This window comes from Marinobacter sp. G11 (assembly GCF_021282325.1).
In the GTDB taxonomy this organism is placed as follows: domain Bacteria; phylum Pseudomonadota; class Gammaproteobacteria; order Pseudomonadales; family Oleiphilaceae; genus Marinobacter; species Marinobacter vinifirmus.
Genome location: NZ_JAJSPB010000028.1, coordinates 1 through 26,745, shown reverse-complemented (window position 1 = coordinate 26,745; position 26,745 = coordinate 1). Strand labels below are relative to the sequence as shown.

Sequence of the window (26,745 nt, the reverse complement as noted above, 5' to 3'; positions counted from 1 at the left end):
GAGACGTTATGGCTGGCCAGAACCTGATCTCCCTGGATGATGCCCTGAACCACCTGCTTGACCGGGCCATCCCGGTTACCCGTGCCGAGGCCGTCAACCTGACAGAATGTCTGGGCCGGATCCTGGCGGAAAACCATTATGTACCGGCCGATGTGCCGCCAGCCGACAACAGCGCGGTGGATGGCTACGCGGTTTACCACAGTGATGTACGTGATGGCGAAGCGCTGACCGTGTCTGACCGGGTTCCCGCCGGTACCGCCCCGGCACCGCTGCAGCCGGGCACGGCAGTGCGCATCTTCACCGGCTCGGAGATCCCCGAAGGCGCCGATGCGGTGGTGATGCAGGAGCGGGTAGAGCGTACCGGCGACAGCATCGTGATCAACGCTACGGTCAGCTCTGGCCAGAACATCCGGCAGCGCGGGCAGGACCTTACCAAGGGGGCCCTGGCCCTGGCCCGGGGTACACGAATCCGGCCACAGGAAATGGGCCTGCTGGCGTCCACCGGTATCAACCGGGTGCCGGTACTGGCGAAGCTGAAAGTGGCCATCCTGACCACCGGCGATGAGCTGGTAGACCCGGGCCAGCCGCTGGCACCGGGGCAGATCTACAACACCAACCGGTATACCCTGCTGGGCCTGCTGGCCGAGGCTGGCTGCGACGTAACCCTGTGTGAAAGCCTGGAAGACACCCGCGATGCCACCCGCCAGACCCTTGCACGGGCTGCGGCAGAGGCCGACCTGATCATCACCAGTGGCGGGGTATCGGTGGGCGAGGAAGACCATGTGCGGGCCGTGCTCGAGGAATCCGGCAAGCTGTCACTCTGGCGCCTGGCAATCAAACCGGGCAAGCCGCTGGCCTTCGGCGAAGTGGCGGGCACGCCGGTTATCGGACTGCCCGGCAACCCGGCGTCGGTACTGGTTACCTTTATGGTCGTGGCCCTGCCCTACATCCGCAAGCGCCAGGGCCGTTCCGATGTTGTGCTGACCGGTGAGCGGTTGCCTGCCGCGTTCGAGATTACCGAGGCCTCGGTGCGCCGCGAGTTTGTCAGGGCCCGCAAGGAGAATGCCGGCTCCGAAGTGCAGGTTGCGGCCTTCCCCAACCAGAGTTCCGGGGTAATGAGTTCCGCCTGCTGGGCTTCGGGATTGGCAATAGTGCCCGAGAATACCCGGGTGGCCCGGGGCGACCTGGTTACGTTCTATTCCTTTAACGAATTGCTGAGCTGATGATGACCGAGCCTACCCTGACCGTTCGTTTCTTCGCCCGCCTGCGGGAGGAACTGGATACCGATTCCCTGAGCCTGCCCGCCAATGACGGGCAAACCGTCAACGACCTTCTGAGCCAACTGGCCAGCCGTGGCGGCCGGTGGGCCCAGCTTAAGGGCGACCAGCCGGTTATGGTGGCGGTCAACCAGGCCATGGCAAAACCCGCTACAGTGGTCAAAGCGGGTGATGAGGTCGCGTTTTTCCCGCCGGTAACCGGAGGTTGAGATGATTTCTGTGCAGACCGGGGATTTTGATACAGGCGCGGAATATGCCGCGCTGAGAGCAAGCGGTTCAGGCACCGGTGCCATTGCCACCTTCACCGGACTGGTCCGGGATTCCGGAGACCTGTCCGGCGTAACGGGGCTGTTCCTGGAACATTATCCGGGGATGACGGAGGCGGTTATTCAGGGGCTGATTGACGAGGCTTCCCGCCGCTGGGATGTCCGTGAGGCCCGGGTGATTCACCGGGTCGGGCGACTAGCGCTTTCCGACCAGATCGTATTTGTTGGCGTGTGCAGCGCCCACCGGGGTGATGCCTTTGCCGCCTGCTCGTTCATCATGGACGCCCTGAAAACTTCCGCCCCGTTCTGGAAGAAAGAGATTACCTCTGACGGCGAGCACTGGGTGGAACAGAAGGAGTCTGATCGTGAACGGACCCAGGCCTGGTCTTCAGACTGACAGGCTCAAGGCACAAAAAAACCGCCCGTGAAGCGTTGTTCAGGGGCGGTTTTTTTTCAACAGCAGATCAGAGGTTGCTGTCGAGGAAGGCGGCCAGCTGTGACTTGGACAGGGCACCTACCTTGGTGGCGTCGACATTGCCGTTCTTGAACAGCATGAGGGTCGGAATGCCACGAATGTTGAACTTGGGCGGAGTCTGCTCATTTTCGTCGATGTTCAGCTTGCAGACTTTGAGCTTGCCTTCGTATTCGTCGGCGATCTCTTCCAGAACCGGTGCGATCATCTTGCACGGGCCACACCACTCGGCCCAGTAATCTACCAGTACCGGAACGTCGGATTTCAGTACGTCCTGTTCAAAGGAAGCGTCGGTGACATTAACGATATTTCCGCTCATTACCTTTTCCTGATTCAGGCGCTCCCGGGCCGTTCTGACCGGCCCCGGCGGAGTCGCTGTTGACTGTAGCAAACGGACTTTTCCGAAAGGGAAAATCCCGCCTGCCCGGATTTCGTTAGACAGATACTTTACGCGATTGGCCGCCTGAATGTGAAGCGGGAAGTATCCCGCGCAGGGTTGATTCGTGTCAGTAATGACCGCAGTCCGTTACTGACACACCCCTGTTTCTTCACTTATAGTACGACCAAGTTCACACCACACAGGATTCCTACCAACGTGACGGCCACCCCCAACGCCGAGAACGCAACACCCGCACCGGACATGCTGGCAGCCATTGACATGGGCTCCAACAGTTTTCACATGGTCGTGGCCCGCCTGGTGCACGGCGAGATCCGCACGGTGGAAAAAATGGGCGAGAAGGTTCAGCTCGGCGCTGGCCTGGACCAGTACAACCGCCTGACCGAGGCCGCCCAGCAACGGGCGCTGGAGTGCCTGAGCCGGTTTGCCCAGCGGCTTCAGGGCATGCCTGCGGCGGGGGTGCAGATTGTCGGCACCAACGCCTTGCGGGTGGCACGCAACGCCCACGAGTTTATTGCCCGGGCGGAGGACGTCCTGGGTTATCCGGTGGAAGTAATTGCCGGCCGGGAAGAAGCCCGCCTGATCTATCTGGGGGTATCCCACACCCTGGCGGACGATTCCGGTAAACGGCTGGTGATTGATATCGGCGGCGGCAGCACCGAGTTTATTATCGGCCAGCGCTTCGAGCCCCAGGAACTGGAAAGCCTGCACATGGGCTGCGTATCGTTCCGCAACCGCTATTTCCCGGACGGCAAGATCAGCCGCCGGCAAATGGACAAGGCCATCATCCACGCCGAGCAGGAACTGCAGAATATCCGCCAGCACTACCGGCAGGTGGGCTGGCAAAGTTCCGTGGGCTCTTCCGGGTCGATCAAGGCCATCGCCAATGTGCTGGCCGCCCTGAAGATTACCGATGGCACCATTACCCGCACCGCCATGGAAGAGCTGCGCAAGCGGCTGGTGGATATGGGCAAGGTGGAAAAACTGGCCGAGCTGGGTGTCCGGCAGGATCGCCAGAGCATTTTCCCGGCCGGCTTTGCCATTCTGCTGGCCGCCTTCCGGTCACTGGACATCGACGCCATGACCTTCGCAGACGGCGCCCTGCGTGAAGGCCTGCTGTACGACATCGTCGGGCGTATCCAGCATGAAGATGTGCGGGAGCGGACCATTTCCGCACTGCAGGAACGCTACCATGTCGACCAGGCCCACGGTGCCGCCGTTGAGCAGACCGCCATGGCCGCCTGGGAGCAGGTCGCCGACCAGTGGGGCCTGCGCACCGATGCCGACGAAGATGTGCTGCGCTGGGCCTGCCGGCTGCACGAAATCGGCCTGACCATTTCCCACAGCCAGTACCACAAACACGGCGCCTACCTGCTGCGTTACTCTGACCTGCCTGGCTTTACCCAGCAGTTCCAGAAAGACCTGGCCACCCTGGTGCGCGGCCACCGGCGTAAATTTTCAGCGGCGGTATTTGAAGGCATCGAGCCGGAAGACAAGCCCCGGCTGCGTTACCTGTGTGTGCTGGTCCGGCTTGCGGTGCTGATCCAGCATCCCCGCAACCTGGAACAACCGCCGGAATTTTCCCTGCACGGCCACGAGAACAAGCTGGTGGTGGAACTGCCCCAGGGCTGGCTGGACAACCGGCCGCTGACCCTGGCAGACCTGAAAAACGAGCGGGATTACCTGGCCCGGCAGGATTTCGTGCTGGAGATCAGCGGCCGCTGAGGCCGGCACTCAGCCGGCCAGTTCTGCCTCCAGGTTTTCCACGGTTTCACTGACCTCCAGCCACTCGGCTTCCACATCGTCCAGTTCCCGCTTCAGGCCGGTCTGCTGTGCCAGCAGCTCCTTCAGCTTCACCTTGGCGCTGTCGTCGTAGATGGCCGGATCGGACAACTGCTGTTCGACCCCAGCCAGCTCCTGCTGAAGCTGCTCCATCCGGGCTTCCAGGTTTCCCTGCTTCTTGCGCCAGGGGCTCAGTTTCTGGCGCAGCTCAGCTTCCTGGCGCTTGCGGACCTTGCGCTCATCGGCGGTCAGGGCGGTGGCGCCGGTGGCAACCTTGTTTTCTGCCGCCTGTTCGACCACCTCACGTTTCGGAGGCTCATCGTCGTCCTTGCGGCGTTCCGCCAGCCAACGCTCGTAGTCTTCCAGGTCGCCGTCGTATTCCTGCACCGCACCGTCTGACACCAGCCAGAACTGGTCCACAGTGTTGCGCAGCAGATGCCGGTCGTGGGACACCACCACAATGGCTCCGTCGAAGTTCTGCAGGGCCATGGTCAGGGCCTGGCGCATTTCCAGGTCCAGGTGGTTAGTGGGCTCATCCAGCAGCAACAGGTTGGGTTTCTGCCAGGCAATGATCGCCAGCGCCACCCGTGCCTTCTCGCCACCGGAGAAAGAACGGATCGGGCTCAGGGCCTCGTCACCGTGGAAATCAAAGCCGCCCAGGAAGTTTCTTACCTGCTGCTCGGAGGCCCTTGGGGCCAGGCGCTGCAGGTGCAGGAACGGGCTGGCGTCCAGGTCCAGCGATTCCAGCTGATGCTGGGCGAAGTAACCGATGGCCAGGTGCTCGCCACACGTTCGCTCACCGGCAAGCAGCGTACCAGTGCCACGCAGGGCATCCATAAAGGTGGACTTGCCGGCGCCGTTCGGGCCCAGCAGGCCGATCCGGGACCCCGGCAACAGGGTGACGTTAATGTTCCGCAGGATCGCGGTATCGCCATGGCCCGCTACGCCGTGTCGAATCGACAACAAGGGGTTCGATACCTTGTCGGCCATGGGGAATTCGAAGCTGAACGGCGAATCTACATGGGCCGGGGCAATCCGCTCCATGCGCTCCAGTGCCTTGACCCGGCTCTGGGCCTGCTTGGCCTTGGTGGCCTTGGCCTTGAACCGGTCAATAAAGCGCTGGATTTCGGCAATCCGGGCCTGCTGGCGCTCGAAGCCCGCCTGCTGCTGGGCCAGCCGCTCGCTGCGCTGAACCTCAAAGGCGGAATAGTTGCCGGTGTAGAGCACCAGTTTTTTCTGGTCGAAATGCACCAGGTGGGTGGCCACCCGATCCATGAAATCCCGGTCGTGGGAGATAAACAGCAGGGTGCCGGAGTAGCGACGCAGCCAGTTCTCCAGCCACAGGCAGGCGTCCAGGTCCAGGTGGTTGGTGGGCTCATCCAGCAGCAACAGGTCTGACGGGCGCATCAGCGCCTGGGCCAGGTTCAGCCGGATGCGCCAGCCCCCGGAAAACGCCGATACCGGCCGCTCCGCATCGCTGTCGGCAAAGCCCAGGCCCCGCAACAGGGCTTCTGCCCTCCGTGGAGCAGACCAGGCTTCGTGCAGGTCCAGCTCGCCGTGAGCGTGGGCGATGGCGTGGTCATCGCCCCGGGCTTCGGCCTCGGCCAGTTCCCGTTCCAGCCGGCGCAGTTCGAAATCACCATCCAGGATAAAATCCCGGGCCGAGCGTGCCGAGGCTTCGACTTCCTGCGCCATATGGGCAATCCGGCAACCGCCGGGCAAGGATACACCACCCTGCTCCGCCGCCAGCTGCCCCAGTAACAGCTTGAATAAACTGGACTTACCGGCGCCGTTGGCGCCCACAATGGCCACCCGCTGGCCGGGTTGAACTGTCAGGTTGACGTTTTCTAGCAACCAGACGCCGCCTCGTTGTAAACTGAGATCGGTTATCGTTAACATAGATTTACTTTATCCATGGAATTCTGCCGGAACGCGCCCTGCCATGACCGCTTGCCAGCCTGAACCGCTGAATCTGCCGGTAACAATGGAACCGGATAACCCACTCTGGCGTTATGCACTGGCCTGTTGGCGAAACCCCGGGCTGGCACAGGGCTGCCTGGAGCTTCAGAAGCAGGGCTGGAGTGTTACCCGAATTTTATGCGCCGCGTGGCTGGGCGTGAACGGGCGCGTGTTCACTGGTATCGAGGACGCTAAGGTAACAGAGTGGCGCGACCGTGTAACCGGTAGCATCCGGTCGGCGCGAAAATCCATTCCCCGGCACCATGAAGACTGCCGGCAACTGCGGGAAGCCCTGGCCAGCGCCGAATTACAGGCGGAACAAACGGAACTGGCCCTGGCCTGGCAATCCATCATGACCTTGAATCCGGAGACCGGCACCATGCAAGACACCACCGCTGCCATCCTGCAAAACCTGGATGCGGCAGCACCGGCCCGGACACCGGAGCCCGATCAGATGAATCAATTACATACGCTGGCTGCACAGCTGGCCGATACTGCCCGGGGAGACAGTCAGCCATGTTCATGAAATGGCTGATTCGCCTGGCCTTTCCGGCACTGGGCCTGCTGTTGCTGCTGATGTTTTTCGGCCTGGGCGACCCGGAGACGGTATCCAAACCCACGGCAGAGAAAAAACCTGAAGAGGTGCCCCGCTTCGAGGGCCTGCTGCCCTCACCCATTCCGGTAGAGGGCCCCGACATTGTATTCAAGTGGCAGGATACCGAAGGCAACTGGCACTACGCCGACCAGCCTCCGGAGCAGGGCTCCTGGAACGCCCTGGCCATCGACCGGCCGAGCCAGACACCCCAGGCCACAGGCGCCGATTCCGCCAACGACTGGCAGGCACCCTACCGCGCACCGTTCAGCCTCAATGGCTCCACCGACAGCAACGGTTCCTGACCTCCCCGGACAACTCCCTTACCACATGTTCAGTGGCATACTGGCGACGAACCCGTTACCTTGTCTTTCTTAACAAATCCAATAGGGCCCGGCGCCCTGATACACGTGTAAAGGACGGAAATATGAAGAAAACCCTGTTAGCTGTTGCCATGACCGGCCTGGTTGCCGGTTGCTCCAATTCCCAGGAACCGGCCAAGGACCCTGCCCTGGAGTCCACTCCGGAAAAGGTCAGCTACGGCATGGGCCTGGTACTGGGCGAGCGCATGGGCAACGACCTGCCAGACCTGCAGATGGAGCAATTTCTTCAGGGTATCCAGCACGGCCACGCCGGCGATGAAGATGCCAAGCGCCTGAGCCGCGAGGAAATCCAGGAAGCTCTGATGGCGTATCAGCAGGATATGCAGGCCCAGCAGGAGCAGCAGGTCGAGGAACTGGCCCAGAAGAACCAGGCAGCCGGTGAGGCGTTCCTGGCTGAAAACAGCGAGCGTGACGGCGTAGAGACCACCGAGTCCGGCCTGCAGTACGAAGTCATTGAAGAAGGCAATGGCACTCAGCCGACCGCCGAAGACCAGGTGCAGGTGCATTACACCGGAGAGCTGATCAATGGTGAGGTTTTCGACAGCTCCCGTGAGCGCGGCCAGCCTGTCACCTTCGGCCTGAACCAGGTTATTCCGGGCTGGACCGAAGGCCTGCAGCTGATGAGCGAAGGCGCCCGTTACAAGCTGTACATCCCGTCAGACCTGGCCTACGGCCCGGGCGGCAACCAGGCGATCGGCCCCAACGAAGTGCTGGTGTTTGATGTGGAACTGCTGGCAGTGAATCCGGGCGAAGAATAAACAAAGGCCCTGAACAGCAAAAAACCGGCCTGATTGCCCAGGCCGGTTTTTTTTATGATTCGGTTGTTGACCCTGCCCGGATCAGGCGGATGCCATTTTGCCGGCGTGGGCGTTGTGCAGGTGTTCGATCAGGAAATCTTCCAGCTCGAACCGGCTCTCAAGTACTTCGCCAAGCTTCGAGACTTCTTCAAACAGGAAGCTCACATCCTGTTCGGTCAGGATGCGGCCATCCACGTTGTCATTGAAGTTCAGCGCCACTTCCGTGGTTTCCTGGATGCGGGGATACACCTTGGCCGCCAGTTCTTCGCCACCGTCGTTGAATTCCCGGGCTTCGCGGATCAGCTGTTCGTAGATTTCAAAATGGCCGGTCGATACATAGTCCACCAGCACTTCGCACAGGCGAATAAACTTTTCCCGGAGCATGTCGGTTTGCGAGTAATCCGTCAGCGCTGACAGCTCACAGTAATGAACCAGCAGTTCCTGGCGCTCTTTCAGCCAACGGTCGATCAGCTCGCTGACGCCACCCCAACGCTCCCTGGCATTCCGGCAATTCTCCAACATGACGCCTGTCTCCCCTCAGTCTTTACGTCAGGCAACCAAGTTACCCCATGGCTGCAGCCTGCCGCAACTGTTTCAGCTATTCACCCAGTTTTTGGGTTGGTAGCTCCGGAACATGACAAACAAGCCAACCAGAATGACCAGGCTGAAGAACACCGCGGTCCAGCCCGGAATACTCAGACCCAGAAAACGCCAGACCACGGCTGCACAGTCTCCGGTGCCTTTGAGGGCGGTCTGCAGCACTTCAAACCAGGGCAGGACTTCGAGCATGTAATCCACTGAGGGGCCGCAGGCTGGCACCTGGTCTTCCGGCAGGCTTTGCAGCCATAACTGCCGTCCGGCTACGCCAAGCCCGGCACCGGCACTGAGCACCATCAGGAAGCCGTAAACCCGGTTACCGAAACCTTTGGGACCATGCAGGAATGCCAGCAAGCTGACCAGCCCGGCACCCATAAAGCCGAAGCGCTGCAACCAGCACAAGGGACAGGGTTCAAGCCCCATCACGTGCTCCATGTAGAAGGCCACCGCAAGCAGCCCGGCGCACACCAGAAATACAAGACCGAAAATCCATCTGCTCGTCAAAACACTACCCCGCATCACAGTTAGGGACTGCACGAAAACTCAGTGAGCAATCCTACCCCATGACGCGGGCAGAGCATAAGCGGTTAAAGCAAAAGGGGAAGAAAAATCGGGGATCAGGCGATGCGGGCAAACAGATCGTCGTCGCCCTGCTGGCCACCGGCCTGCACGGCTTCACCGGCGTCGTCCCAGCCGGCCTCCCAGGCCGCAATCACAACGTCACCGCGATAGGGGCAGCGGGTTTTGTCCATACCCATGGAACCGGCCATGTAACCCTGCCGATACGCCTTGTTCAAGGCTTCCACGTCCCATCCGAGTTTGATGTCTCTTGCCACGGTACAGCCTCCCTTACCTGATGTTAATAAACGTAACAACAGGTAAGGGAGGCGGCAAGCGGCAAAAGCACTTTCTGTGAGTCAGGTCGCTTTCAGGCTTTCAGATAGTCTTCCAGGAATTCGGAGAACGGCTGGGTATCGGCCGCTTCCATCGCCTGCTGCTCCGCCAGCGATTCCCGGGTCATGGCCTGGTAGGCCGACAGCACATCCGGCGCCAGAGTCTCATTACGGAGGGTTTGCTGATGCTGGCGGGACATTTCCAGGGTCCAGTCCCGGTGGCCAAGGCCGGACGCACTCATAGCATCGAGCACCCGGGCAGAAGGTACCGCCCAGTCTGAGCCCTGCAGCTTGTCGCGCTGTGCAGCCAGGGCGTTGCGGTAGGTCTCACCCTGCTCCCAGCCGTCGAGTTGTTCCGCCAGCGGCTGCAGCCGGTCCAGCAGTTCCCGCGCGGCGTTGCCGACAGGCACCCGTTCGCCGTTTGCCCGGCACAGGGCCAGTTCCTGCCAGCGGCCGGAAGCCACGACATCCTTGTAGTTGTCATCCAGCCGCTCGCATTCTTCGTCGCCAATACGCGGCGAGTCGGTCAGCAGGCAATCGAGCAGGAACAGGTCCAGGAAATCAACCTGCGCCTGGTTCACGCCGACCGGCGAGAAAGGATCGAGGTCCAGGCAACGCACTTCGATGTACTCCACGCCCCGGGCATCCAGCGCCTGTATCGGCTTTTCGCCCCGTTCGGTGGTGCGTTTCGGGCGCACCGCGCTGTAATACTCGTTCTCAATCTGCAGCACGCTGGTGTTGATCTGGATGAACTCGCCATCGCGCTGGGTGCCGATGGCCTCATAGGCCGGCCAGTTGGTGTGGATGGCGCGGTCCAGGGTGCGGGTGTAGGTGGCCAGTTCGTTGAAACAGATATTCAGGGAGGCCTGGGCATTGTTGTGGTAGCCCAGATCGCCCATGCGCAGGGAGGTCGCATACTGGCCGTGCCAGGTGCGGTCGTCGAAGCGGCTGAGATCGTACTTCATGTTGGCAACGAAGCTGGAATCCAGCGCCGGAGACGCCCCGAACAGCAACATCAGCAGCCAGCTGCGGCGGCGGAAGTTGCGGATCAGCCAGAAGTACTGGTCGGATTTGAAATCCTGCAGGGAATCGCTGTTGCCCGTGACTTCCTGCCACTTCTGCCAGAAGCTGTCGGGCAGCGACAGGTTGTAGTGGGCACCGGCAATGCTCTGCATCACCCGGCCATAGCGCACCGCCAGTCCCTGACGATAAACATGCTTGAGCTGGCCGATGTTGGAACGGCCATACTCGGCGATGGGAATGCTCTGGTCGCCATCGATTTCGCAGGGCATGCTGGCGGCCCAGAACACTTCGTCACCCAGGTTCTGCTGCACATAACGGTGGGTGTCCCGCAGGGATTCCAGCATGGCACCGGTGCTGTTGAACACCGGGGTAATCAGCTCCAGCAGGGCTTCGGAATAGTCGGTGGTAATCCGCCCGTGGGTCAGGGCAGAGCCCAGAGCCTCCGGATGGGGCGTCTGGGCGATGAAGCCGTTGGCATCCACCCTCAGACCTTCTTTCTCGACACCTTTCAGAAAACCGCTCCAGTCACTGGCGGCAAACTGCTGAAGCAGGGAGTGGCGGGAATCTGCCATGATTGGCTCCTGTTGAAGCGGCTACCCTTTTATGGGATGGCCGCCATTGATTCAAGGAAGTGGTTTAACGGCCGCCTTTACGGGCAGAGGCCAGTGCCTGTGCCAGCGCGCCAGCCATGGCACCCTGCGCGGGCTGGGAACCCTGGCCGCCACGGGGCTTGCGGTCGTTACCGCGGCCACCACTGCGATCGGCGCCACGGGCCGGCTTGGACGACGCCTCGGCACCGGGCTGGTCATCCATACGCATGGACAGGGCAATCCGTTTACGGGGAATGTCCACTTCCATCACTTTAACCTTAACGATATCACCCGCCTTCACCACTTCGCGCGGATCTTTGACGAAAGTATGGGACAAGGCAGAGATATGTACCAGACCGTCCTGGTGCACGCCGATGTCCACGAACGCGCCGAAGTTGGTCACGTTGGTGACGGAGCCTTCCAGCACCATGCCCGGCTTCAGGTCGTTCAGGGTTTCCACCCCTTCCTCGAAGTGGGCGAAACGGAATTCCGGACGCGGGTCCCGGCCCGGCTTTTCCAGCTCGGAGATGATATCTTTCACTGTGGGCAGGCCGAACTGCTCGGTCACGTAATCCTGCGGGTTGAGGCTGCGCAGGAACGCAGAGTCGCCAATAATGTCGTCCACTTTCTTGCCGTTGCGCTGGGCAATGGCTTCCACCACGCCATAGGCTTCCGGGTGCACAGACGAGCGGTCCAGCGGGTTATCGCCACCGGCAATGCGCAGGAAGCCGGCAGCCTGTTCGAAGGTGCGCTCACCCAGCCGGGAGACTTTCATCAGCTGCTTGCGGCTGACGAACTTGCCGTTCTGGTTGCGGAAATCGACGATGTTCTGGGCAATGCTCAGGTTCAGGCCGGACACCCGGGTGAGCAACGGTACAGACGCGGTGTTCAGGTCTACCCCCACCCCGTTTACACAGTCTTCCACCACCGCATCCAGGCTGCGGGATAATTGAACCTGGGACACATCATGCTGGTACTGACCCACGCCGATGGACTTGGGCTCAATTTTCACCAGCTCTGCCAGCGGGTCCTGCAAACGGCGGGCAATGGACACTGCACCCCGGATGGTGACGTCCAGGTCCGGCAGTTCCCTGGAGGCAAATTCGGAAGCAGAGTAAATCGACGCCCCGGATTCATTCACCACAATGCGGGCCAGCTTCAGTTCCGGGTAACGCTTGCAGAGGTCGCCCACCAGCTTCTCGGTTTCCCGGGACGCGGTGCCGTTACCAATGGCTACCAGCTCAATCTTGTACTTCTGACACCAGGCCGCCAGCTGCGCGATGGAGGGCTCCCACTGATTTTTGGGCGCATGGGGGTAAATCGCGCCGTGGTCGACCACCTGGCCGGTGCCGTCAATCACCGCCACTTTCACACCGGTACGCAGGCCGGGGTCCAGGCCCAGGGTCGCGCGCGGGCCGGCGGGGGCCAGTAACAGCAGATCTTTCAGGTTGGCGGCAAACACGTTGATGGCTTCAGCTTCAGCGGCTTCGCGTACCTGGGACATCAGGTCGGTTTCAATCTGGGTAGAGAGCTTCACCCGCCAGGTCCAGCGCACCACCTCGCCCAGCCATTTGTCGGCGGCACGGCCGTTGTCGCGAATGCGCCAGTGGGCGGCGATGCGCTGCTCCGCCGGATGGGGCTGGCGGCGGTCGTCTTCGGCATCACCCATCACAAGGCTGTAGGCCAGGATGCCTTCATTGCGGCCACGCAGAATGGCCAGGGCCCGGTGCGAAGGAACCTTCTTCAGCGGCTCGATGTGGTCGAAGTAATCGCGGAATTTCGCGCCTTCGTTTTCCTTGCCGTCCACCACGCTGACTTTCAGCTGGCCTTCCTGCCACACGAAATCCCGCAGCGCGCCCAGCAGCTCGGCATCTTCGGCAAAGCGCTCCATCAGGATGTAGCGGGCGCCATCAAGCGCAGCCTTGGTGTCGTCAATGCCGGCTTCGGCATTCAGGTAGCCGGCAGCGGTGGCTTCCGGGTCCAGTGTGGGGTCATCAAACAGGGCGTCCGCCAGCGGTTCCAGCCCCGCCTCCTTGGCAATCTGGGCCTTGGTGCGGCGCTTTGGCTTGTAGGGCAGGTACAGGTCTTCCAGGCGGTTCTTGGTGTCTGCCGCCTCGATGGCCGTGCGCAGCTCGTCGGTCAGCTTGCCCTGCTCCTCGATGCTGTTGAGGATAGTGCCCCGGCGGTCTTCCAGCTCCCGCAGGTAACGCAGCCGCTCTTCCAGGGTACGCAGCTGGCTGTCGTCCAGGGAGCCGGTGATTTCTTTCCGGTAACGGGCAATAAACGGAACGGTGGCACCTTCATCCAGCAGGGCGACGGTGGCGTTTACCTGCTGCTCACGTACGCCGAGTTCATCAGCAATGCGCCGGGAGATACTGTTCATGCGACCTCTGTTATCTTGCTTACAAAATTAATGGGCAAAGGTACAGCGGCTTGGTGTTGCAGGCAAGCTGGATGCTGCGTGGTGGTGTAGAATAGCCGGACGCAACACTCACCCCGGTTTATTCTCTGGCGTCTTTATCGTGAACAAGCTCAACCCCAGACAGCGCGAAGCGGTTCGCTACGCCGACGGCCCCCTGCTGGTGCTGGCGGGCGCCGGCAGTGGCAAGACCAGCGTGATCACCCGCAAGATTGCCTACCTGATTGAAGAACTGGGCATCCCGGGCCGGCACATTGCCGCCGTCACCTTTACCAACAAGGCCGCCCGGGAGATGAAAGAGCGGGTCGGGCGCATTGTTGACCGGGGCAAGACCCGGGGGCTGATTGTCTCCACTTTCCACAACCTGGGCCTGAACATGATCCGGGAGGAACATGCCCACCTGGGTTATCACCCCGGCTTTTCCATCTTCGATGCCGAAGATGCCAAGGCCCTGCTGCAAGACCTGATGCTGCGCGAAGCCAGCGCCGAGGCCGGTGATGAGCTGAACGATGTGCAGATGACCATCTCGTCCTGGAAGAATGCCATGCGCAGCCCCTCCGAGGCCTACAGCAAGGCGGCAGACGAGCGTGAGCAGCGCATTGCCATCGTTTACAGGCACTACAACGAATACCTGAAAGCCTACAACGCGGTAGATTTTGACGACCTGATCCTGCTGCCGGTGCAGCTGTTCCAGGACAACCCGGAGGTGCTGGCCAAGTGGCGCCGGAAAATCCGCTACATGCTGGTGGATGAGTACCAGGACACCAACGTGTGCCAGTACGAACTGGTGAAACAGCTGGTGGCCGAGCGGGCCGCGTTTACCGTGGTGGGCGATGATGACCAGTCCATATACGCCTGGCGCGGCGCCCGGCCGGAAAACCTGGCCCAGCTGAAGGAAGACTTCCCGAGCCTGAAAATCGTCAAGCTGGAACAGAACTACCGTTCCACCAGCCGGATCCTGCGCTGCGCCAACACGGTGATTGCCAACAACCCCCACGTGTTCGAGAAAGCCCTGTGGAGTGACCACACCGTGGGTGACGAAATCCGCATCATTCGTTGCCGCAACGAAGACGCCGAAACCGAGCGGGTGGCCACCGAAATTCTCGACCAGAAGCTGAAGAACGGCCTGGATTTCAAGGATTTCGCCGTTCTTTACCGGGGCAATCACCAGGCCCGACTGCTGGAGATGAAGCTGCAGGCCTACCAGATTCCCTACCGCATCTCCGGCGGCCAGTCGTTCTTCTCCAAGAACGAGATCAAGGATGCGATGTCGTACCTGCGGCTGATGATTAACCCGGACGACGATGCCGCCTTCCTGCGGGTGGTGAACGTGCCGCGCCGGGAAATCGGCCCGCGCACCCTGGAGCAACTCAGCCACTATGCCCGCTCCCGCAACGTCAGCCTGTTCAAGGCGCTGGGTGATATGGGCGCAGCAACCCATGTCACCGAGAAAGGCCTGGACCGGCTGCGACGCTTCGCCCACTGGGTCGACAAAACCTGCGAGCGCCTGTTCTCGGAAGACCCGATTCCGGTGATCAAGCAGCTGTTCACCGACATCGAATACGAAGAGTGGCTGCACCAGCATTCCGGCAGTCCGAAGCAGGCCGAACGGCGGATGGAGAACATCTGGTACCTGGTGGAGTCGATCCAGCGCATGCTGGACGACGGCAAGGGCACGGCCGACGAGATCGGCATCGAGGATGCCATCGCCAAGCTGGTACTGCGGGACATGATGGAGCAGCGTGAAGAGGAAGATGACAGCGACAAGGTTCAGTTGCTGACCCTGCATGCTTCCAAGGGCCTGGAATTTCCCCATGTGTTCATTATGGGCCTGGAAGAAGAGATCCTGCCGCACCGGAGCAGCATCGAAGAAGGCAATGTGGAGGAAGAACGGCGCCTGATGTATGTAGGCATCACCCGGGCCCGGGAAACCCTGGCGCTGACCTATGCTGCCTCACGCAAGCAATACGGAGAAAAGCTGGAGACCATTCCCAGCCGGTTCCTGGACGAACTGCCGGAAGACGATGTGCGATGGGAAGGGCTGGGGGAGTCTGACCAGCAGGTCAACCAGAAAAAGGGCAAGGCCACTCTCAGCGCCCTGATTGGCGACCTGGGCCTGTAAAACGACAAAACCCCGCACGAGCGGGGTTTTGCGTCACAAGCCAGGGATTACTGGCTTGATTCCACCATGTGTTCAACGGCGGCAACAATTTCTTCATCAGAACAGCTGGCACAGGCACCTTTCGGCGGCATGGCGTTGAAGCCGTTGATGGCGTGGCTGATCAGGGTTTCCATGCCCTGCTCGATGCGAGGCGCCCACTGGTCGGCATTGCCGACAATCGGAGCACCAGCTGCACCGGTGGCGTGGCACGCAGTACAGGCTGCGTTGTACACGTCGCTGCCGGAACGGGCAGCAGCACCGGCGCTGGCTTCCTGGGCAGGCGCAGCTGCGGCTTCGCCACACTCTTCACCCTGCAGGCACACTTCGCCAACCGGCTTGATGCGGTCGCGGATTTCGTCTTCAACACTTGCTACTGCGGCGCCGGCGGCCAGGCCAAAACCAAGCAGAACTACAGCCAGGACTCTCTTCATCTTCACAATGCACCTCGCATTTGAGCGTTATAATCTTTCGGTCGCCGCATTATAGCGACTGTGCCCCGGCAAAAAAACCAAATGGCAGAATCAGAAATTGATTTCAACCATTTTAGTGACAGTTTCGTAGGGTGTATCTGAACTGTTACCGTTTCCGGTTACCATAGTCATCCGACATTCCTCCACCAGGTACCTTGAGCCCGACCATGCCACAGACGCCCGCCCCACGCCCGGATAAACGACGCAAATCCCTGCTGATCCTGGAGTTCTCCAGCCTGGCTGTCCTGTTGGTGTCCATGGGCTGGTTCAGCAACCTGTCCAGCGCCGGCAACCCGGTGCATCCGGCCTGGCTGCTGGTTCCTGCGGTGGCCAGTCTGGGTGTTTTTCTCAGCTTTATCGGCCTGATGTACCTGCGCTGGGTAGCCTCAGTCAGCGATGACCGCCGCACCCGGCACCGGATTATTTTTGCACTTCTGACCTTAACCCTGCTGGGCGTCTGGGTGTATGGCATTGCCAACACCTGGCTCAGCCTGACCGCCAGCCAGTAAGGACACACCATGCACCTGACCGCCCGTTTTCCCCTTGCCTTGATTGTATTGGCGCTGACGGCAAGCCCGGCGAGTTTCGCACAGGATACCGGCGACAGCTCCGTAAACTGCGCCCTGATCCGGGACGGCGTGCAGCGGCTGGCCTGCTACGACGCCCGGAATGATCCCCAGACAGCCCGGGATAACGCCAGCGAAGAGGCACTGGAAACCTCTGAAGCACAGGCGGAACAACTGGCTGCCGACAAGGAGACCCGCGCGGAGATTGTCGGCAACGCCCTGGAGGATGACCCGGACGAAGGGGTCATGAAATCACTGGTGAATAATTACCTGGCGGCCGAGCAGGCGGTGTTTTCCTTTGCCGGCAGCCTGGTAACCCACAAGCCCAACTACATCCTTCCGCTGACCTGGGTAGACCACCCCAACCCAAACCCGGTCAGCCCGCGGCTGGGCACCACTGGCTACGACTACTTCCTGGAGAATGAGGAAGCCAAATACCAGATCAGTTTCAAGGTACCGTTGCTGACCGGCTTCTTTGATAAGCGGACCACGTTCTGGTTCGGCTATACCCAGAAGTCGTTCTGGCAGGTGTACAACCAGGACGAATCAGCCCCCTTCCGGGAGACCAACTACGAGCCCGAGCTGTTTTTCCGGCACCAGCTGGACTGGGATATCGGACCGGGCACCCTGAACGGGGTCACCATTGGCTTCAACCACCAGTCCAACGGCCAGGCGGACCCCCGGTCCCGGAGCTGGAACCGGATCAAGGCGTCCGCCGCGTATAGCTATGACCGATGGTTGTTCCAGGTGGAGCCGTGGTACCGGCTGCCGGAGAGTTCCAGCGAGAATGATAATGCGGATATCGAACGGTATCTGGGGCACGCCAGTTATAACGCGGTGTACAAGCTGACGGAGGATCGGACGTTTTCGCTGAAGTTGCTGAATAATTTGCGGTCGGATAACCGGACGTCGGTGGAGTTTGGGTACAGCTTTCCTATCGGGGAGACGTTGAAGGGGTTTTTCCAGTATTACAACGGGTATGGGGAGAGTTTGATTGACTACAATGAGCGGATTGAGCGGTTTGGTATCGGCATTATGTTGAATGACTGGCTTTGAGCCGGGCACTCAATCTCCTTTAACACCGGAGCCCTGCCCGTCTGGGGGTGATCCCTTCTGAAACACGCTCCTTGCGGCACATCCATGTGGCGCTTGAGCTCCGCCATCCATGGCTCCGCACAGTTTCAGAAGGGATCACCCCCAGCCGGTCACCCGACATTGGCTGGGGATTCCGCCAAAGTCAGCCTCTGTTTAATTTCTCCATTTCCGCCAGCAGTTCTTCCGTTTTCTTTTCCATCAGGGCCTTGTCCGCCCGTGCTTCCACGTTCAGGCGAACCACCGGTTCGGTGTTGGACATGCGCAGGTTGAAGCGCCAGTTGTCGAACTCTACGCTCAGGCCGTCTACGTAGCTGACGTTTTTGGCGCCGGGGCTGTAGAGGGCTTCCATCGCGGCGAGGACTTTGGCGGGGTCGGATATGGTGCGGTTGATTTCGCCGCTGGCCGGGTAGGCTTTTATTCTAGCGTCGATGAGGGACGACAGGGTTTGGCCGCTCTGGCACAGGCGTTCGGCGATGAGTAGCCAGGGGATCATGCCGCTGTCGCAGTAGGCGAAGTCGCGGAAGTAGTGGTGGGCGCTCATTTCGCCACCGTATACGGCGTCTTCGTCGCGCATTCTTTGTTTGATGAAGGCGTGGCCGGTTTTGCTTTCGATGGCTTCGCCGCCGGCGGCTTCTACCAGGTCCTGGGTGTTCCAGGTGAGGCGGGGGTCGTGGATGACTTTTCCGCCGCCGGTTTTTCTGAGGAACTGGTCCGCCAGCAGGCCGACGATGTAGTAGCCTTCGATGAAGCGGCCGGTTTCGTCGAAGAAGAAGCAGCGGTCGTAGTCGCCGTCCCAGGCGATACCCATGGCGGCGCCGTGTTCGATGACGGCATCTGCCGTGGCGGTGCGGTTTTCCGGCAGGATGGGGTTGGGTACGCCGTTGGGGAAGTGTCCGTCCGGCTGGTGGTGCACTTTGATAAATTCGAACGGCAGGTGTTGTTCCAGTTCATCAATCACCAGACCAGCGCCGCCGTTGCCGGCGTTGCAGACGATGGTCATGGGCTTGAGGGAGCTGGCGTCGATGTAGCCCAACAGGTGGTCTGTGTAGGCGGCCATCACTTCCAGGGTTTCGTACCTGCCCTGCTCCGGCGCACCAAAGAAGGGTTCGCGCACGCGGTCCCGGATGTCGTTCAGGCCGTTATCGGAGCTGATGGGCCGGGACTGGGGGCCGACCATTTTCATGCCGTTGTGGTCTTTCGGGTTGTGGCTGGCGGTGACCATGATGCCGCCGTCCATGCCGTAGTGGCTGGTGGCAAAGTACACCTGTTCGGTGCCACACAGGCCGATGTCGTAAACGTCGGCACCGGCCGCCATCAGGCCGGAGCTGAGCGCCTCGGAGATTTCCGGGCTGGACAGGCGGATGTCATAGCCGACGATGACTTTTTTTGCACCGGTGATTTCCACATAGGCCCGGCCGATTTTTTCTGCCAGGGGCGGGTTCAGCTGGTCCGGAACCCGGCCCCGGAGGTCATAGGCTTTGAAGCAGGACAGATCCATTGTCGGTGATTACTCCGCTGCCGAGGACTGCAGCTGGATGTAGTTCTGGATACCCATCTGGGAAATCATCTCCAGCTGGGTTTCGAGCCAGTCGATATGCTCTTCTTCGCTGTCGAGGATGCTCCGGAAGAGTTCGCGGCTGGTAAAGTCCTGAACCTGTTCGCAGTAGATGATAGCTTCTTTCAGGTCTGTGTGTGCGGTGTGCTCAAGTTTGAGGTCGCACTCGATCATTTCCTGAACGTTCTCGCCAATCAGCAATTTGTTCAGATCCTGCAGGTTGGGCAGTCCCTCCAGGAACAGAATGCGCTCGATCAGCTGATCGGCGTGCTTCATTTCGTCAATGGATTCTTCGTATTCCTTGGCTGCCAGCTTGGTAATGCCCCAGTCCTTGTACATTCTGGAATGCAAAAAATACTGGTTGATGGCGGTCAGCTCGTTGGCAAGAACCTTGTTCAGATACTGGATGACTTTCTTATCGCCTTTCATAACCAAATTCCTTATGTCGCAGTTGCTTTAATTCACAAGGATAGTCGGTTTACCGGCAATAAAAAATCACGGATGTGAAAGAGGTGCAATTGCAGTATCGGGACAGGTCAGCCCGTCAGGCGGGCTGGGCCAGCATGTTGGCAAGCGCCAGATAATCCGGTGACCGGGCTTCCTTAAGGATCTCCCGCGCGGTGCAGGCGCAGCGACCACACTGGCGGCCGACACCCAGCTCCTTACCCAGCTGGCGCATGGAGCTGACACCATTTTCGGCGGCTTCGCGGATTTCTCTGTCTGTTACCCCGTAACACAGGCAAACGTACATAGGGCGCTCTCACTAACAGCACTAAAGTTAGTGATAATTATTGTTATTAACAAACAGGAATGCAACCCTTTTAACCGCGGAATTTGTTGAGAAAGGTTACCGTTCTGTTTCCCGGGTCAGGTTGCGGGCACCGGAGGCTGTTACCGCTACGTTGTCCTCAATACGAATACCCCCACAGCCTTGCAGCTCATCAAGCAGGCCCCGGTTCAGGTACTTTGCCTGCGGCCCGTTCAGCACAGGCTCCAGCAGTGACGGAATAAAATAGAGGCCGGGTTCGATGGTGACCACCATGCCCTCTTCCAGGGTGCGGGTCAGGCGCAGGAACGGCGCATCTTCCGGGGGCGGCGTCGGCTTGCCGGCGACATCGTGCACCTGGATGCCCAGAAAATGGCCGATGCCGTGGGGGAAGAAGGCCCGGCTGATGCCCTGCTCTACGATCGCCTCGTCACTCAACCCGGAAACAAGCCCGGACGCAGACAGCAAGGCCGCGATGCCCTGATGGGCCTTGCGGTGAATATCCACGTAATCCACGCCGGGAGCCACCATCTCGCAAAGCCGCAGCTGCAGTTTTTCCAGGCCGTGCACCAGTGCCGCAAACCTCGGCTCCCCGGGGCCGGCCGTAGTGCGGGTAATGTCGGAGCAGTAGCCCCGATAACGCACACCGGCGTCGATCAGAAGGCTGCGGGGCCGGCGCGGCGGCTGAACGTCGTAATACTGGTAATGCAGGGTGCCCGCGTGTTCGTTCAGGCCGATGATGCTGTGGTAGGGCGCTTCGGCTTCACGTTGGCTGGTGGCCTGCTGGTAGGCGAGGTTGATCCCGAATTCGCTGTCGCCAGCCAGGAAGGCATCCCGGGCGGCATTATGGCCAGCCAGGGCAATCCGGTTGGCATGGGCCAGGCATTCGATTTCGTAGGATGTTTTGCGCACCCGGGTTTCTTCCACAGCCGCCACCAGTGCCGCCGGGTTATGCTCTCCCGGCACGCCGTCCAGCACCAGCGGATCGCCGATCACCGCCAGCCGGCCCGGGTTGTCCAGCTCCGGAGCGCCGGGCTGCTGCCGGCTGCGCACTTCAACAACCTCTTGCCAGGGTTCTTCAGGCAGCGCCGGGTTGGCATGCCAGAAATCCACCGGCTGGTAAAGCCAGAGCACCGGTTTGTGGCCGGGGCGAATCAGCAGCCAGCTGTGCTCCTGACCGGCCAGGCCGGTCCAGTGCAGAAACGGCCCGAAGCCCTGAAACACGTAGGTTTGATCATCCCGGTACCGGTAGGGGGCAGCGCCGGAGGCAATCAGCAGGCTGTCGTATCCGTGTTCAGTCAGCGCCTGGTCGTACCGGTTCTGCAGCTCCTGGATGTGGGTGGGCTGCAGGTCGAGGATGTCTTGGTTTGGCATAGATGAAGCAGAACTCCTAGAACGGAAAGGTAAACGGCAGGAACAAAGCCGTAAACACCCCGGTCAGCCCCATACCCAGAGACGAAAAAGCACCGGCTGTTGGGCTGATTTCAAACGCCCGGGCGGTGCCAATGGCATGGCCATTCAGGCCCAGTGCGAAACCGATAATCCGGTCGTCCCTGATGTTGAGCCAGCGGGCGCACCAGTCTACAAACACCGAGGCCAGCACGCCGGTAATCAGCAAGCCGCCCAGGGTAAGCGACACAGAGCCACCCAGCTGCTCGGCAATACCCATGGCTATGGGTGCCGTCACCGACTTTGGTGCCAGGGAAGACAACACCAGGGGCGATGCCCCCATCAACCAGGCGATCCCCAGGGCATAGACCGCCGCCAGCGTGGCCGCCAGGGGCAAGGTCACCAGGATGGGCTTCCAGAGCGCACGAATGTGGTGCATTTGCTGATACAGGGGCACCCCAAGCGCCACGGTGGCCGGGCCCAGCAACACCGTGAGCCAGCGGGCGCCCTGCTCGTACTCTTCAAAGCCGATGCCACTGAGGGCCACCACGGCGGCCAGCAACAGCGCAGCAATCAGCACCGGCGGCATCCACAGCGGCCGACGGAAGCGGGCAAACAACCAATTCGCCACCAGGAACGCCGCCAGCGTAAGCGCGATGGAAAGCATCGGGCCCGCCGTCCAGACCGAGAGCAGTTCGGCAAAGGCATTATTCATGGCTTTTCTCCCCCGCACTGCTCTCCGACACCTTCTTCATCAGCCATAAGGTGGTCAGTACACTCAGCAGCGTACCGGCAATCAGGGCGACAATGACCGTTGTCCAGTGGCCGTAGAACTGGTCGACAATAAAAAATACACCCACCACCCCCGGCGTAATCAGCAGTACCAGCACCGAAATCAGGCCACGACTGGCTTCTGCCAGCTCGTCACTGACCCGGCCACGCAGCATCAGGGTAAAGGTGGCCATCACCATCCCCAGCACCCCGCCACTGACCGGCAAACCCGCCAGCACCCGCAGCGCCTCACCCAGCAGGAAGAACACCACCAGAACCAGAAAACCCCGCAACAACACCATGCCGCTATGCACCGCCTCGCTGAAATTGCTTTACACTAATGCCCTGCCCACCAAAACCACAGGACGCTCAATGGCACTGAAAGCCACCATCTTCAAAGCCACGCTCCATATTGCCAATATGGACAGGCACTATTATGCCGACCACCACCTGACCGTGGCACGCCACCCGTCAGAGACCGATGAACGCATGATGATACGCCTGTTGGCCTTCGCGCTGAACGCCAGCGACACCCTGGAGTTTACCAAAGGCCTGAGCACCGACGACGAACCGGAGCTGTGGCAGAAATCCCTGAGCGATGAAATCGAGCTCTGGATTGATCTGGGGCTCCCGGAAGAAGACCGCATTCGCAAAGCCTGCAACCGCTCACAAAGGGTGATCCTGTACACCTACGGCGGGCGCGGCGTGCCTGTGTGGTGGGACAAGCACCATAACAAGCTGGAGCGATTTGGCAACCTGACCATTGTCGACCTGGCCGCCGAACAGACCAGCCAACTGGCCGCCCTGGCAGAGCGCTCCATGACCTTTCAGGTATCAGTACAGGACGGAGAAGTGACCTTCAGCAACGACAGCAATCTGGTGAGCATTACTCCCGAACAGAAAATGCCGAAAATCTGAGGGATGAGTTGAGCTCTGGGGCTGGACAGACGCCCCCCGCGCACGTAAGATTGCGCACTCGAAATTGACGAGTAATTCGCGGTTTCGAATGCGCCCGTAGCTCAGCTGGATAGAGCGCTGCCCTCCGGAGGCAAAGGTCATAGGTTCGAATCCTATCGGGCGCGCCATATTTATCAAGGGCTTGCAGGCAACTGCAAGCCCTTTTTCATTCTCTCTCCTCGAAAAATAACCACTTTTGTAACCACACGATACAAAGCGAAACTTCTATCCGGACGCCCGCCACTCAAAACACATCAAGAGACAACGAATCTCCAAAGAGCATTCGTCCCAAGCCAGTATTGCAGACTGCCCAACCAACCCGGCCCGAGATACGCCTCTACTGCTAGCTCCTTTTAGACTAGACGCCACTATAGACACGAAAAAACCAACATGTAGGACTGGCAAAAAGAAAGGCTCATCTGGCCTGAATATGGACGGCGGCACACCTAATCAAGTCCTGAGAGTCTATAGCCCCTGAATTGGCCACGCAGCCCTACCAGCCCCTTGACCGACAGACCACTGAACTGAGCCACAAGCTCGCCGCCTGTAACGATACGTATCACTGTATCGTTACATATCACGGGACCACCACGTATCAAACTGTATCGTTACAGTGATACGTATCGATACAGGGACGATTAAACGAAAAAGTGTTCTTGAGCTCATAGTTTAGCCGGCCGTTGGCACTGAAGAGTGCCCGCCTGCTTGCTAGATAGTGCTGACATCATCGGGAACTCGCGGTGGCCTCCGGACTAACGAGAACGAGTCGAACTTAACCGGCATAACTAAGGAGTGAGGGGTTCAGCGATTGGCGACGGAGCACTGGCGATATACCGGGGGCGGAAAACTTTAGCCAACATTGCGACTGAAACCGGGATGCTCGCAGATTGATTGGCGGAGGTACAAACGCAAGCTATGGTCGCAAAGCGAACCCTCAACCTAACGGCGTAAGTATTAAACGCTGCGGATTGCCCTCATCAATCAAAAAGCACGCAGCCTGACATAGAGCCGGAAGACCGGATTATTAAATTCATATATCCCTTGGCCCTCTGGTATTCTTCGAAGAACTGGGCCATATTTGCTATCCAGTAATCTCGGTAGGTTTTGATCGAGATAATCGACGTTAAAATCCTCAGCATCTTGCCTTGCGTGCTTTAGGAAGATTCGGCCTACATCCTCGTGGAAGAGAGTTTTTTGCTCCGTCTGTTCCGCCATTAAGTGAAGTAGCATTTGACGGTTTTCTGAGGTCCCGATGGCTCGCTGGTACGCGCTTTCAAGTGTAGGAAATGCAACCCCATTCTTAATATCTCCCAGCACAGCCTGATAGATCTCAGTATCGACCCGATTTGTTTTACTTTGCGAAGCTTTAGTCACGCATGATTTTCCAATCATCTGAACAAAATATGGATAGCCTTGGGACACATCAACAATGTCGCGCTTTACATCGGGGTCAAACTTTAGCTCTCCTTGGTAAAGCTCTTCAGCCTTATCTAGCACAGCCAATGCTTCCGGTTCTGGCATCGGTCTAACGTGAATTGCTCCCTGCTCTAATAGGCGTTCTACAGATGCGTGATCCTCTATTAGGTCTGTCAGATCTTGACCGATACCACAGATGGCGAATTTAACGTCCTTTGAACTTAATGACTTGATGAGCGAACCTAAGCCTTTTTTATTGGCCAAAACATCAAATTCATCTAGCAATATCAATAAACCATCTCTCTTCATCCTTTTTTTAACCTGGTGTTGGACAATCGAAGAGAGAAAATTCCGAAAGGTTTGAACAGTGTCGTCGGGGACAACTTTGGCATACTTGGTGGACTCAATCCCTTTTGCTCCCCAGTTTACAACCTTCAAGTCGGCACCTGCGGAAGCTTCCTTTGCCCGAGTGAACTCGATGACCTCTTTTCCTTCGTCCGGGACAAGTCTAAGAAGCCCATCTTCATCATCTTGGTCATTGATTAGTCTGGATAGGAGAGCCTCTCCAGAATCAATCATTGAATCACAGGTGTAAAATACCGTCAGGTATGTTCTGGGCCTCTGAGGTATCTCGTGCCCTAAACCAGCATTTTCAGCAAGGGTGTAGTCACCCAGCGCCATTTGCTGAACCTGCCGAAGCAATGAAGACTTCCCAACACCTCTCTTCCCGTAAATCGCAATCAAGCTAGTGGGTGAGTTGAGCGCCTGCATGCATGCCCGGATCAAATCCGTTCTACCAACAAACCTATTTGGGTCTGTAATTACATCCGATGTGAAACCTTTCTCCGGGTCTAACATTTTCTCTCCAGAAAGACAGTTTTGTTTTATCGACCAGCTTAGCACCCCAAACCAGCAAGCCACGAAGTTATTCGAATCGACCGGCGGTAGTTCAAAGCTCTCAAATTGCCGAAATATTCAATTTTTCAGGAATCGCCTTGGATACGGGAGGTCGCAAAGCGGACATTCAGGTAGGACAATTAACGCCTGCACCATGCACTCCCATGGAGTGAAGCCAAAGGCGCAATGTAATGGGAGTCGCCGTGCCTGTAATTGTTAACCAATCCAAAAACCAAATCTAAATTTTTCTTTGCTCGAAGAGTTCGTCGAGCTCGGTTTGCTTTTCTTCGAGGAAGCTTTGAAACTCTCTCTCACCTAACTGATTGCAATTATATTTCAAGTAGCTCATGCCGAAGTTCGGTGTCATTACAGTGAGCACCATGTTCTGTCTATCTAATCTAAAGTCCAAATATTCCTCACGGCTATTTTTCAGGCCAAATGAGATTTCGGTGCTGTTTTTTTGAACTTTTTGAATATCATAAATATACCCGACCCTAGCAGCACTTTGACCTTGAGAATCGACGAGATGACCGGCGGTAATATATTGATTATTTTCATTATATTTGAATACAAAATGCGAATATCCAGTCACGGGATTTTTGAATTCTTCGGTGGACTTGCACTCAATAATTATGTGATCCGCCAGTTTCTGCTTTAATTCCGCCTCAGTATCGTCCGCGCAACCGGTTAGGGCTACGATGGCACCGGCCAAGAAAAACCCGAAAACAGTGAGCGTTTTTCCTTTGAGCACGAGCACCCAATCTCCTTTTATCTGGTTAACGCCAGCCAGCATGCGCGGCTTCGTAGTGGAGGCGAATCCGCAACGAAAAGGCGTCGCCGTGACTGACCTTGTTTTAACAACTTGCTTGAAAATTTACTGTTAGTGACTTTGACCTTCATTGCCCGGGATGGAAGCCCGCAAAGAGGTAAAGATACGCTCTGCGCTCTCCCTCGCTACAGCTCGCTGCGAGTCATTTAAAGTAGTTTTTTCCATGCTTTTGGCGAAATGCTTTGCACAATCGTCGAGAGCTGCTTTGGGATCTGAGCAGTGCGTCAACACAAGAGCAAAAGATTGTGTAAGGGTATATTCCAAAACAGCCAATCTACCCACAATGTGATCAAAATCCATGCGTATTCCGGCGAACGTGACCGGTCATTCCGGGGATCGTGACCGGTTTGCACACGGCCATCACGCTGGAGTCAGTTTTGTACTCTGAGCGGTCACGATGGGTCAACCGATTCCGTGTTTTGTGCC

28 protein-coding genes and 1 tRNA gene are annotated in these 26,745 nt (G+C 58.8%); 12 read left to right on the top strand and 17 right to left on the bottom strand.

Translation table 11 applies throughout. The features are described from left to right. Positions 1-8: 8 nt before the first annotated feature. From LWH94_RS15330 to LWH94_RS15320, 3 genes are read left to right on the top strand one after another with little or no spacing between them, the layout of a single operon-like run. Complete coding sequence (locus LWH94_RS15330; protein WP_232902756.1) at positions 9-1,223, top strand: molybdopterin molybdotransferase MoeA; 1,215 nt, start codon at positions 9-11, stop codon at positions 1,221-1,223. Between the two features lie 2 nt (positions 1,224-1,225). Further along, positions 1,226-1,486, top strand: coding sequence for a molybdopterin converting factor subunit 1 (gene moaD / locus LWH94_RS15325; protein WP_199456881.1), 261 nt, complete (start codon positions 1,226-1,228; stop codon positions 1,484-1,486). A gap of 1 nt (position 1,487) precedes the next feature. After that, positions 1,488-1,940, top strand: coding sequence for a molybdenum cofactor biosynthesis protein MoaE (locus tag LWH94_RS15320; RefSeq protein ID WP_232902755.1), 453 nt, complete (start codon positions 1,488-1,490; stop codon positions 1,938-1,940). A gap of 67 nt (positions 1,941-2,007) precedes the next feature. Here LWH94_RS15320 and trxA read toward each other — a convergent pair whose 3' ends face one another. Next, positions 2,008-2,334: a thioredoxin TrxA gene (gene trxA / locus LWH94_RS15315; protein WP_014420340.1), complete on the bottom strand. Its 327-nt coding sequence runs from the start codon at positions 2,332-2,334 to the stop codon at positions 2,008-2,010. Positions 2,335-2,655: 321 nt separating this feature from the next. Between trxA and ppx the strand changes: the two genes are divergently transcribed. Further along, complete coding sequence (gene ppx / locus LWH94_RS15310) at positions 2,656-4,137, top strand: exopolyphosphatase (RefSeq protein WP_206768879.1); 1,482 nt, start codon at positions 2,656-2,658, stop codon at positions 4,135-4,137. A gap of 9 nt (positions 4,138-4,146) precedes the next feature. Here ppx and LWH94_RS15305 read toward each other — a convergent pair whose 3' ends face one another. Further along, a complete protein-coding gene (locus LWH94_RS15305; protein ID WP_232902754.1) occupies positions 4,147-6,093 on the bottom strand; it encodes an ATP-binding cassette domain-containing protein in 1,947 nt (648 codons plus the stop codon). 43 nt (positions 6,094-6,136) lie between these two features. Between LWH94_RS15305 and LWH94_RS15300 the strand changes: the two genes are divergently transcribed. From LWH94_RS15300 to LWH94_RS15290, 3 genes are all read left to right on the top strand, one after another. Beyond that, complete coding sequence (locus tag LWH94_RS15300; protein ID WP_232902753.1) at positions 6,137-6,679, top strand: TIGR02444 family protein; 543 nt, start codon at positions 6,137-6,139, stop codon at positions 6,677-6,679. Next, positions 6,670-7,050, top strand: a complete 381-nt coding sequence (locus LWH94_RS15295; RefSeq protein WP_232902752.1) for a DUF4124 domain-containing protein — start codon at positions 6,670-6,672, stop codon at positions 7,048-7,050. Before LWH94_RS15300 ends, LWH94_RS15295 begins: the two co-directional genes overlap by 10 nt. A gap of 122 nt (positions 7,051-7,172) precedes the next feature. Next, a complete protein-coding gene (locus LWH94_RS15290) occupies positions 7,173-7,886 on the top strand; it encodes an FKBP-type peptidyl-prolyl cis-trans isomerase (protein ID WP_232902751.1) in 714 nt (237 codons plus the stop codon). A gap of 81 nt (positions 7,887-7,967) precedes the next feature. On the opposite strand, the gene LWH94_RS15285 is transcribed toward LWH94_RS15290, so the two are convergent. From LWH94_RS15285 to LWH94_RS15265, 5 genes are all read right to left on the bottom strand, one after another. After that, positions 7,968-8,447, bottom strand: coding sequence for an Rsd/AlgQ family anti-sigma factor (locus LWH94_RS15285; RefSeq protein ID WP_058339969.1), 480 nt, complete (start codon positions 8,445-8,447; stop codon positions 7,968-7,970). Positions 8,448-8,519: 72 nt separating this feature from the next. Continuing rightward, the gene (locus LWH94_RS15280) at positions 8,520-9,026 is read right to left on the bottom strand and encodes a disulfide bond formation protein B (RefSeq protein ID WP_199456867.1); all 507 of its coding nucleotides are present in this window, start codon (positions 9,024-9,026) and stop codon (positions 8,520-8,522) included. Between the two features lie 113 nt (positions 9,027-9,139). Then, the gene (rmf, locus tag LWH94_RS15275; RefSeq protein WP_022989524.1) at positions 9,140-9,358 is read right to left on the bottom strand and encodes a ribosome modulation factor; all 219 of its coding nucleotides are present in this window, start codon (positions 9,356-9,358) and stop codon (positions 9,140-9,142) included. A gap of 92 nt (positions 9,359-9,450) precedes the next feature. After that, positions 9,451-11,010 carry a glutamate--cysteine ligase gene (gshA, locus tag LWH94_RS15270; RefSeq protein WP_232902750.1) on the bottom strand — a complete coding sequence of 520 codons (1,560 nt, stop codon included), beginning with the start codon at positions 11,008-11,010 and terminating at the stop codon, positions 9,451-9,453. Positions 11,011-11,074: 64 nt separating this feature from the next. Next, positions 11,075-13,411, bottom strand: a complete 2,337-nt coding sequence (locus tag LWH94_RS15265; protein ID WP_232902749.1) for a Tex family protein — start codon at positions 13,409-13,411, stop codon at positions 11,075-11,077. A gap of 139 nt (positions 13,412-13,550) precedes the next feature. Here LWH94_RS15265 and rep point away from each other — a divergent pair, with 139 nt between their 5' ends. Further along, the gene (gene rep / locus LWH94_RS15260; protein ID WP_232902748.1) at positions 13,551-15,569 is read left to right on the top strand and encodes a DNA helicase Rep; all 2,019 of its coding nucleotides are present in this window, start codon (positions 13,551-13,553) and stop codon (positions 15,567-15,569) included. 47 nt (positions 15,570-15,616) lie between these two features. Here rep and LWH94_RS15255 read toward each other — a convergent pair whose 3' ends face one another. Continuing rightward, complete coding sequence (locus tag LWH94_RS15255) at positions 15,617-16,039, bottom strand: c-type cytochrome (protein ID WP_232902747.1); 423 nt, start codon at positions 16,037-16,039, stop codon at positions 15,617-15,619. A gap of 206 nt (positions 16,040-16,245) precedes the next feature. On the opposite strand from LWH94_RS15255, the gene LWH94_RS15250 reads away from it, so the two are divergent. Together LWH94_RS15250 and LWH94_RS15245 are read left to right on the top strand one after the other, a co-directional pair. Next, positions 16,246-16,587 (top strand): hypothetical protein, encoded by a 342-nt coding sequence (locus LWH94_RS15250; protein ID WP_022989529.1) that lies wholly within the window; start codon positions 16,246-16,248, stop codon positions 16,585-16,587. Positions 16,588-16,596: 9 nt separating this feature from the next. Continuing rightward, entirely contained in the window at positions 16,597-17,700 is a 1,104-nt protein-coding gene (locus LWH94_RS15245; RefSeq protein ID WP_232902746.1) for a phospholipase A, read from the top strand. Positions 17,701-17,881: 181 nt separating this feature from the next. On the opposite strand, the gene LWH94_RS15240 is transcribed toward LWH94_RS15245, so the two are convergent. From LWH94_RS15240 to LWH94_RS15215, 6 genes are all read right to left on the bottom strand, one after another. Next, a complete protein-coding gene (locus tag LWH94_RS15240) occupies positions 17,882-19,237 on the bottom strand; it encodes a phosphomannomutase (protein ID WP_232902745.1) in 1,356 nt (451 codons plus the stop codon). 9 nt (positions 19,238-19,246) lie between these two features. Further along, positions 19,247-19,723, bottom strand: a complete 477-nt coding sequence (bfr, locus tag LWH94_RS15235; RefSeq protein WP_029654367.1) for a bacterioferritin — start codon at positions 19,721-19,723, stop codon at positions 19,247-19,249. Positions 19,724-19,838: 115 nt separating this feature from the next. Further along, complete coding sequence (locus LWH94_RS15230) at positions 19,839-20,045, bottom strand: bacterioferritin-associated ferredoxin (protein WP_058339978.1); 207 nt, start codon at positions 20,043-20,045, stop codon at positions 19,839-19,841. Positions 20,046-20,141: 96 nt separating this feature from the next. Then, a complete protein-coding gene (gene pepQ, locus LWH94_RS15225; RefSeq protein ID WP_232902744.1) occupies positions 20,142-21,434 on the bottom strand; it encodes a Xaa-Pro dipeptidase in 1,293 nt (430 codons plus the stop codon). Between the two features lie 16 nt (positions 21,435-21,450). After that, entirely contained in the window at positions 21,451-22,164 is a 714-nt protein-coding gene (locus LWH94_RS15220) for an LrgB family protein (protein WP_232902743.1), read from the bottom strand. Next, positions 22,157-22,522, bottom strand: coding sequence for a CidA/LrgA family protein (locus LWH94_RS15215; protein WP_232902742.1), 366 nt, complete (start codon positions 22,520-22,522; stop codon positions 22,157-22,159). The genes LWH94_RS15220 and LWH94_RS15215 overlap by 8 nt, the downstream gene beginning before the upstream one ends. A 70-nt stretch (positions 22,523-22,592) precedes the next feature. On the opposite strand from LWH94_RS15215, the gene LWH94_RS15210 reads away from it, so the two are divergent. Both LWH94_RS15210 and LWH94_RS15205 read left to right on the top strand, forming a co-directional pair. Continuing rightward, positions 22,593-23,138, top strand: coding sequence for a YaeQ family protein (locus LWH94_RS15210; RefSeq protein ID WP_199456876.1), 546 nt, complete (start codon positions 22,593-22,595; stop codon positions 23,136-23,138). Between the two features lie 90 nt (positions 23,139-23,228). Continuing rightward, positions 23,229-23,305, top strand: a tRNA-Arg gene (locus LWH94_RS15205). Positions 23,306-24,158: 853 nt separating this feature from the next. Here the strand turns inward: LWH94_RS15205 and LWH94_RS15200 are convergent. The 3 genes from LWH94_RS15200 to LWH94_RS15190 form a co-directional block, all read right to left on the bottom strand. Further along, positions 24,159-25,451: an nSTAND1 domain-containing NTPase gene (locus LWH94_RS15200; RefSeq protein WP_269802619.1), complete on the bottom strand. Its 1,293-nt coding sequence runs from the start codon at positions 25,449-25,451 to the stop codon at positions 24,159-24,161. Positions 25,452-25,728: 277 nt separating this feature from the next. Further along, positions 25,729-26,283 (bottom strand): hypothetical protein, encoded by a 555-nt coding sequence (locus tag LWH94_RS15195; protein ID WP_232902741.1) that lies wholly within the window; start codon positions 26,281-26,283, stop codon positions 25,729-25,731. 87 nt (positions 26,284-26,370) lie between these two features. Continuing rightward, the gene (locus tag LWH94_RS15190) at positions 26,371-26,619 is read right to left on the bottom strand and encodes a hypothetical protein (protein ID WP_232902740.1); all 249 of its coding nucleotides are present in this window, start codon (positions 26,617-26,619) and stop codon (positions 26,371-26,373) included. Between the last annotated feature and the right edge of the window lie 126 nt (positions 26,620-26,745).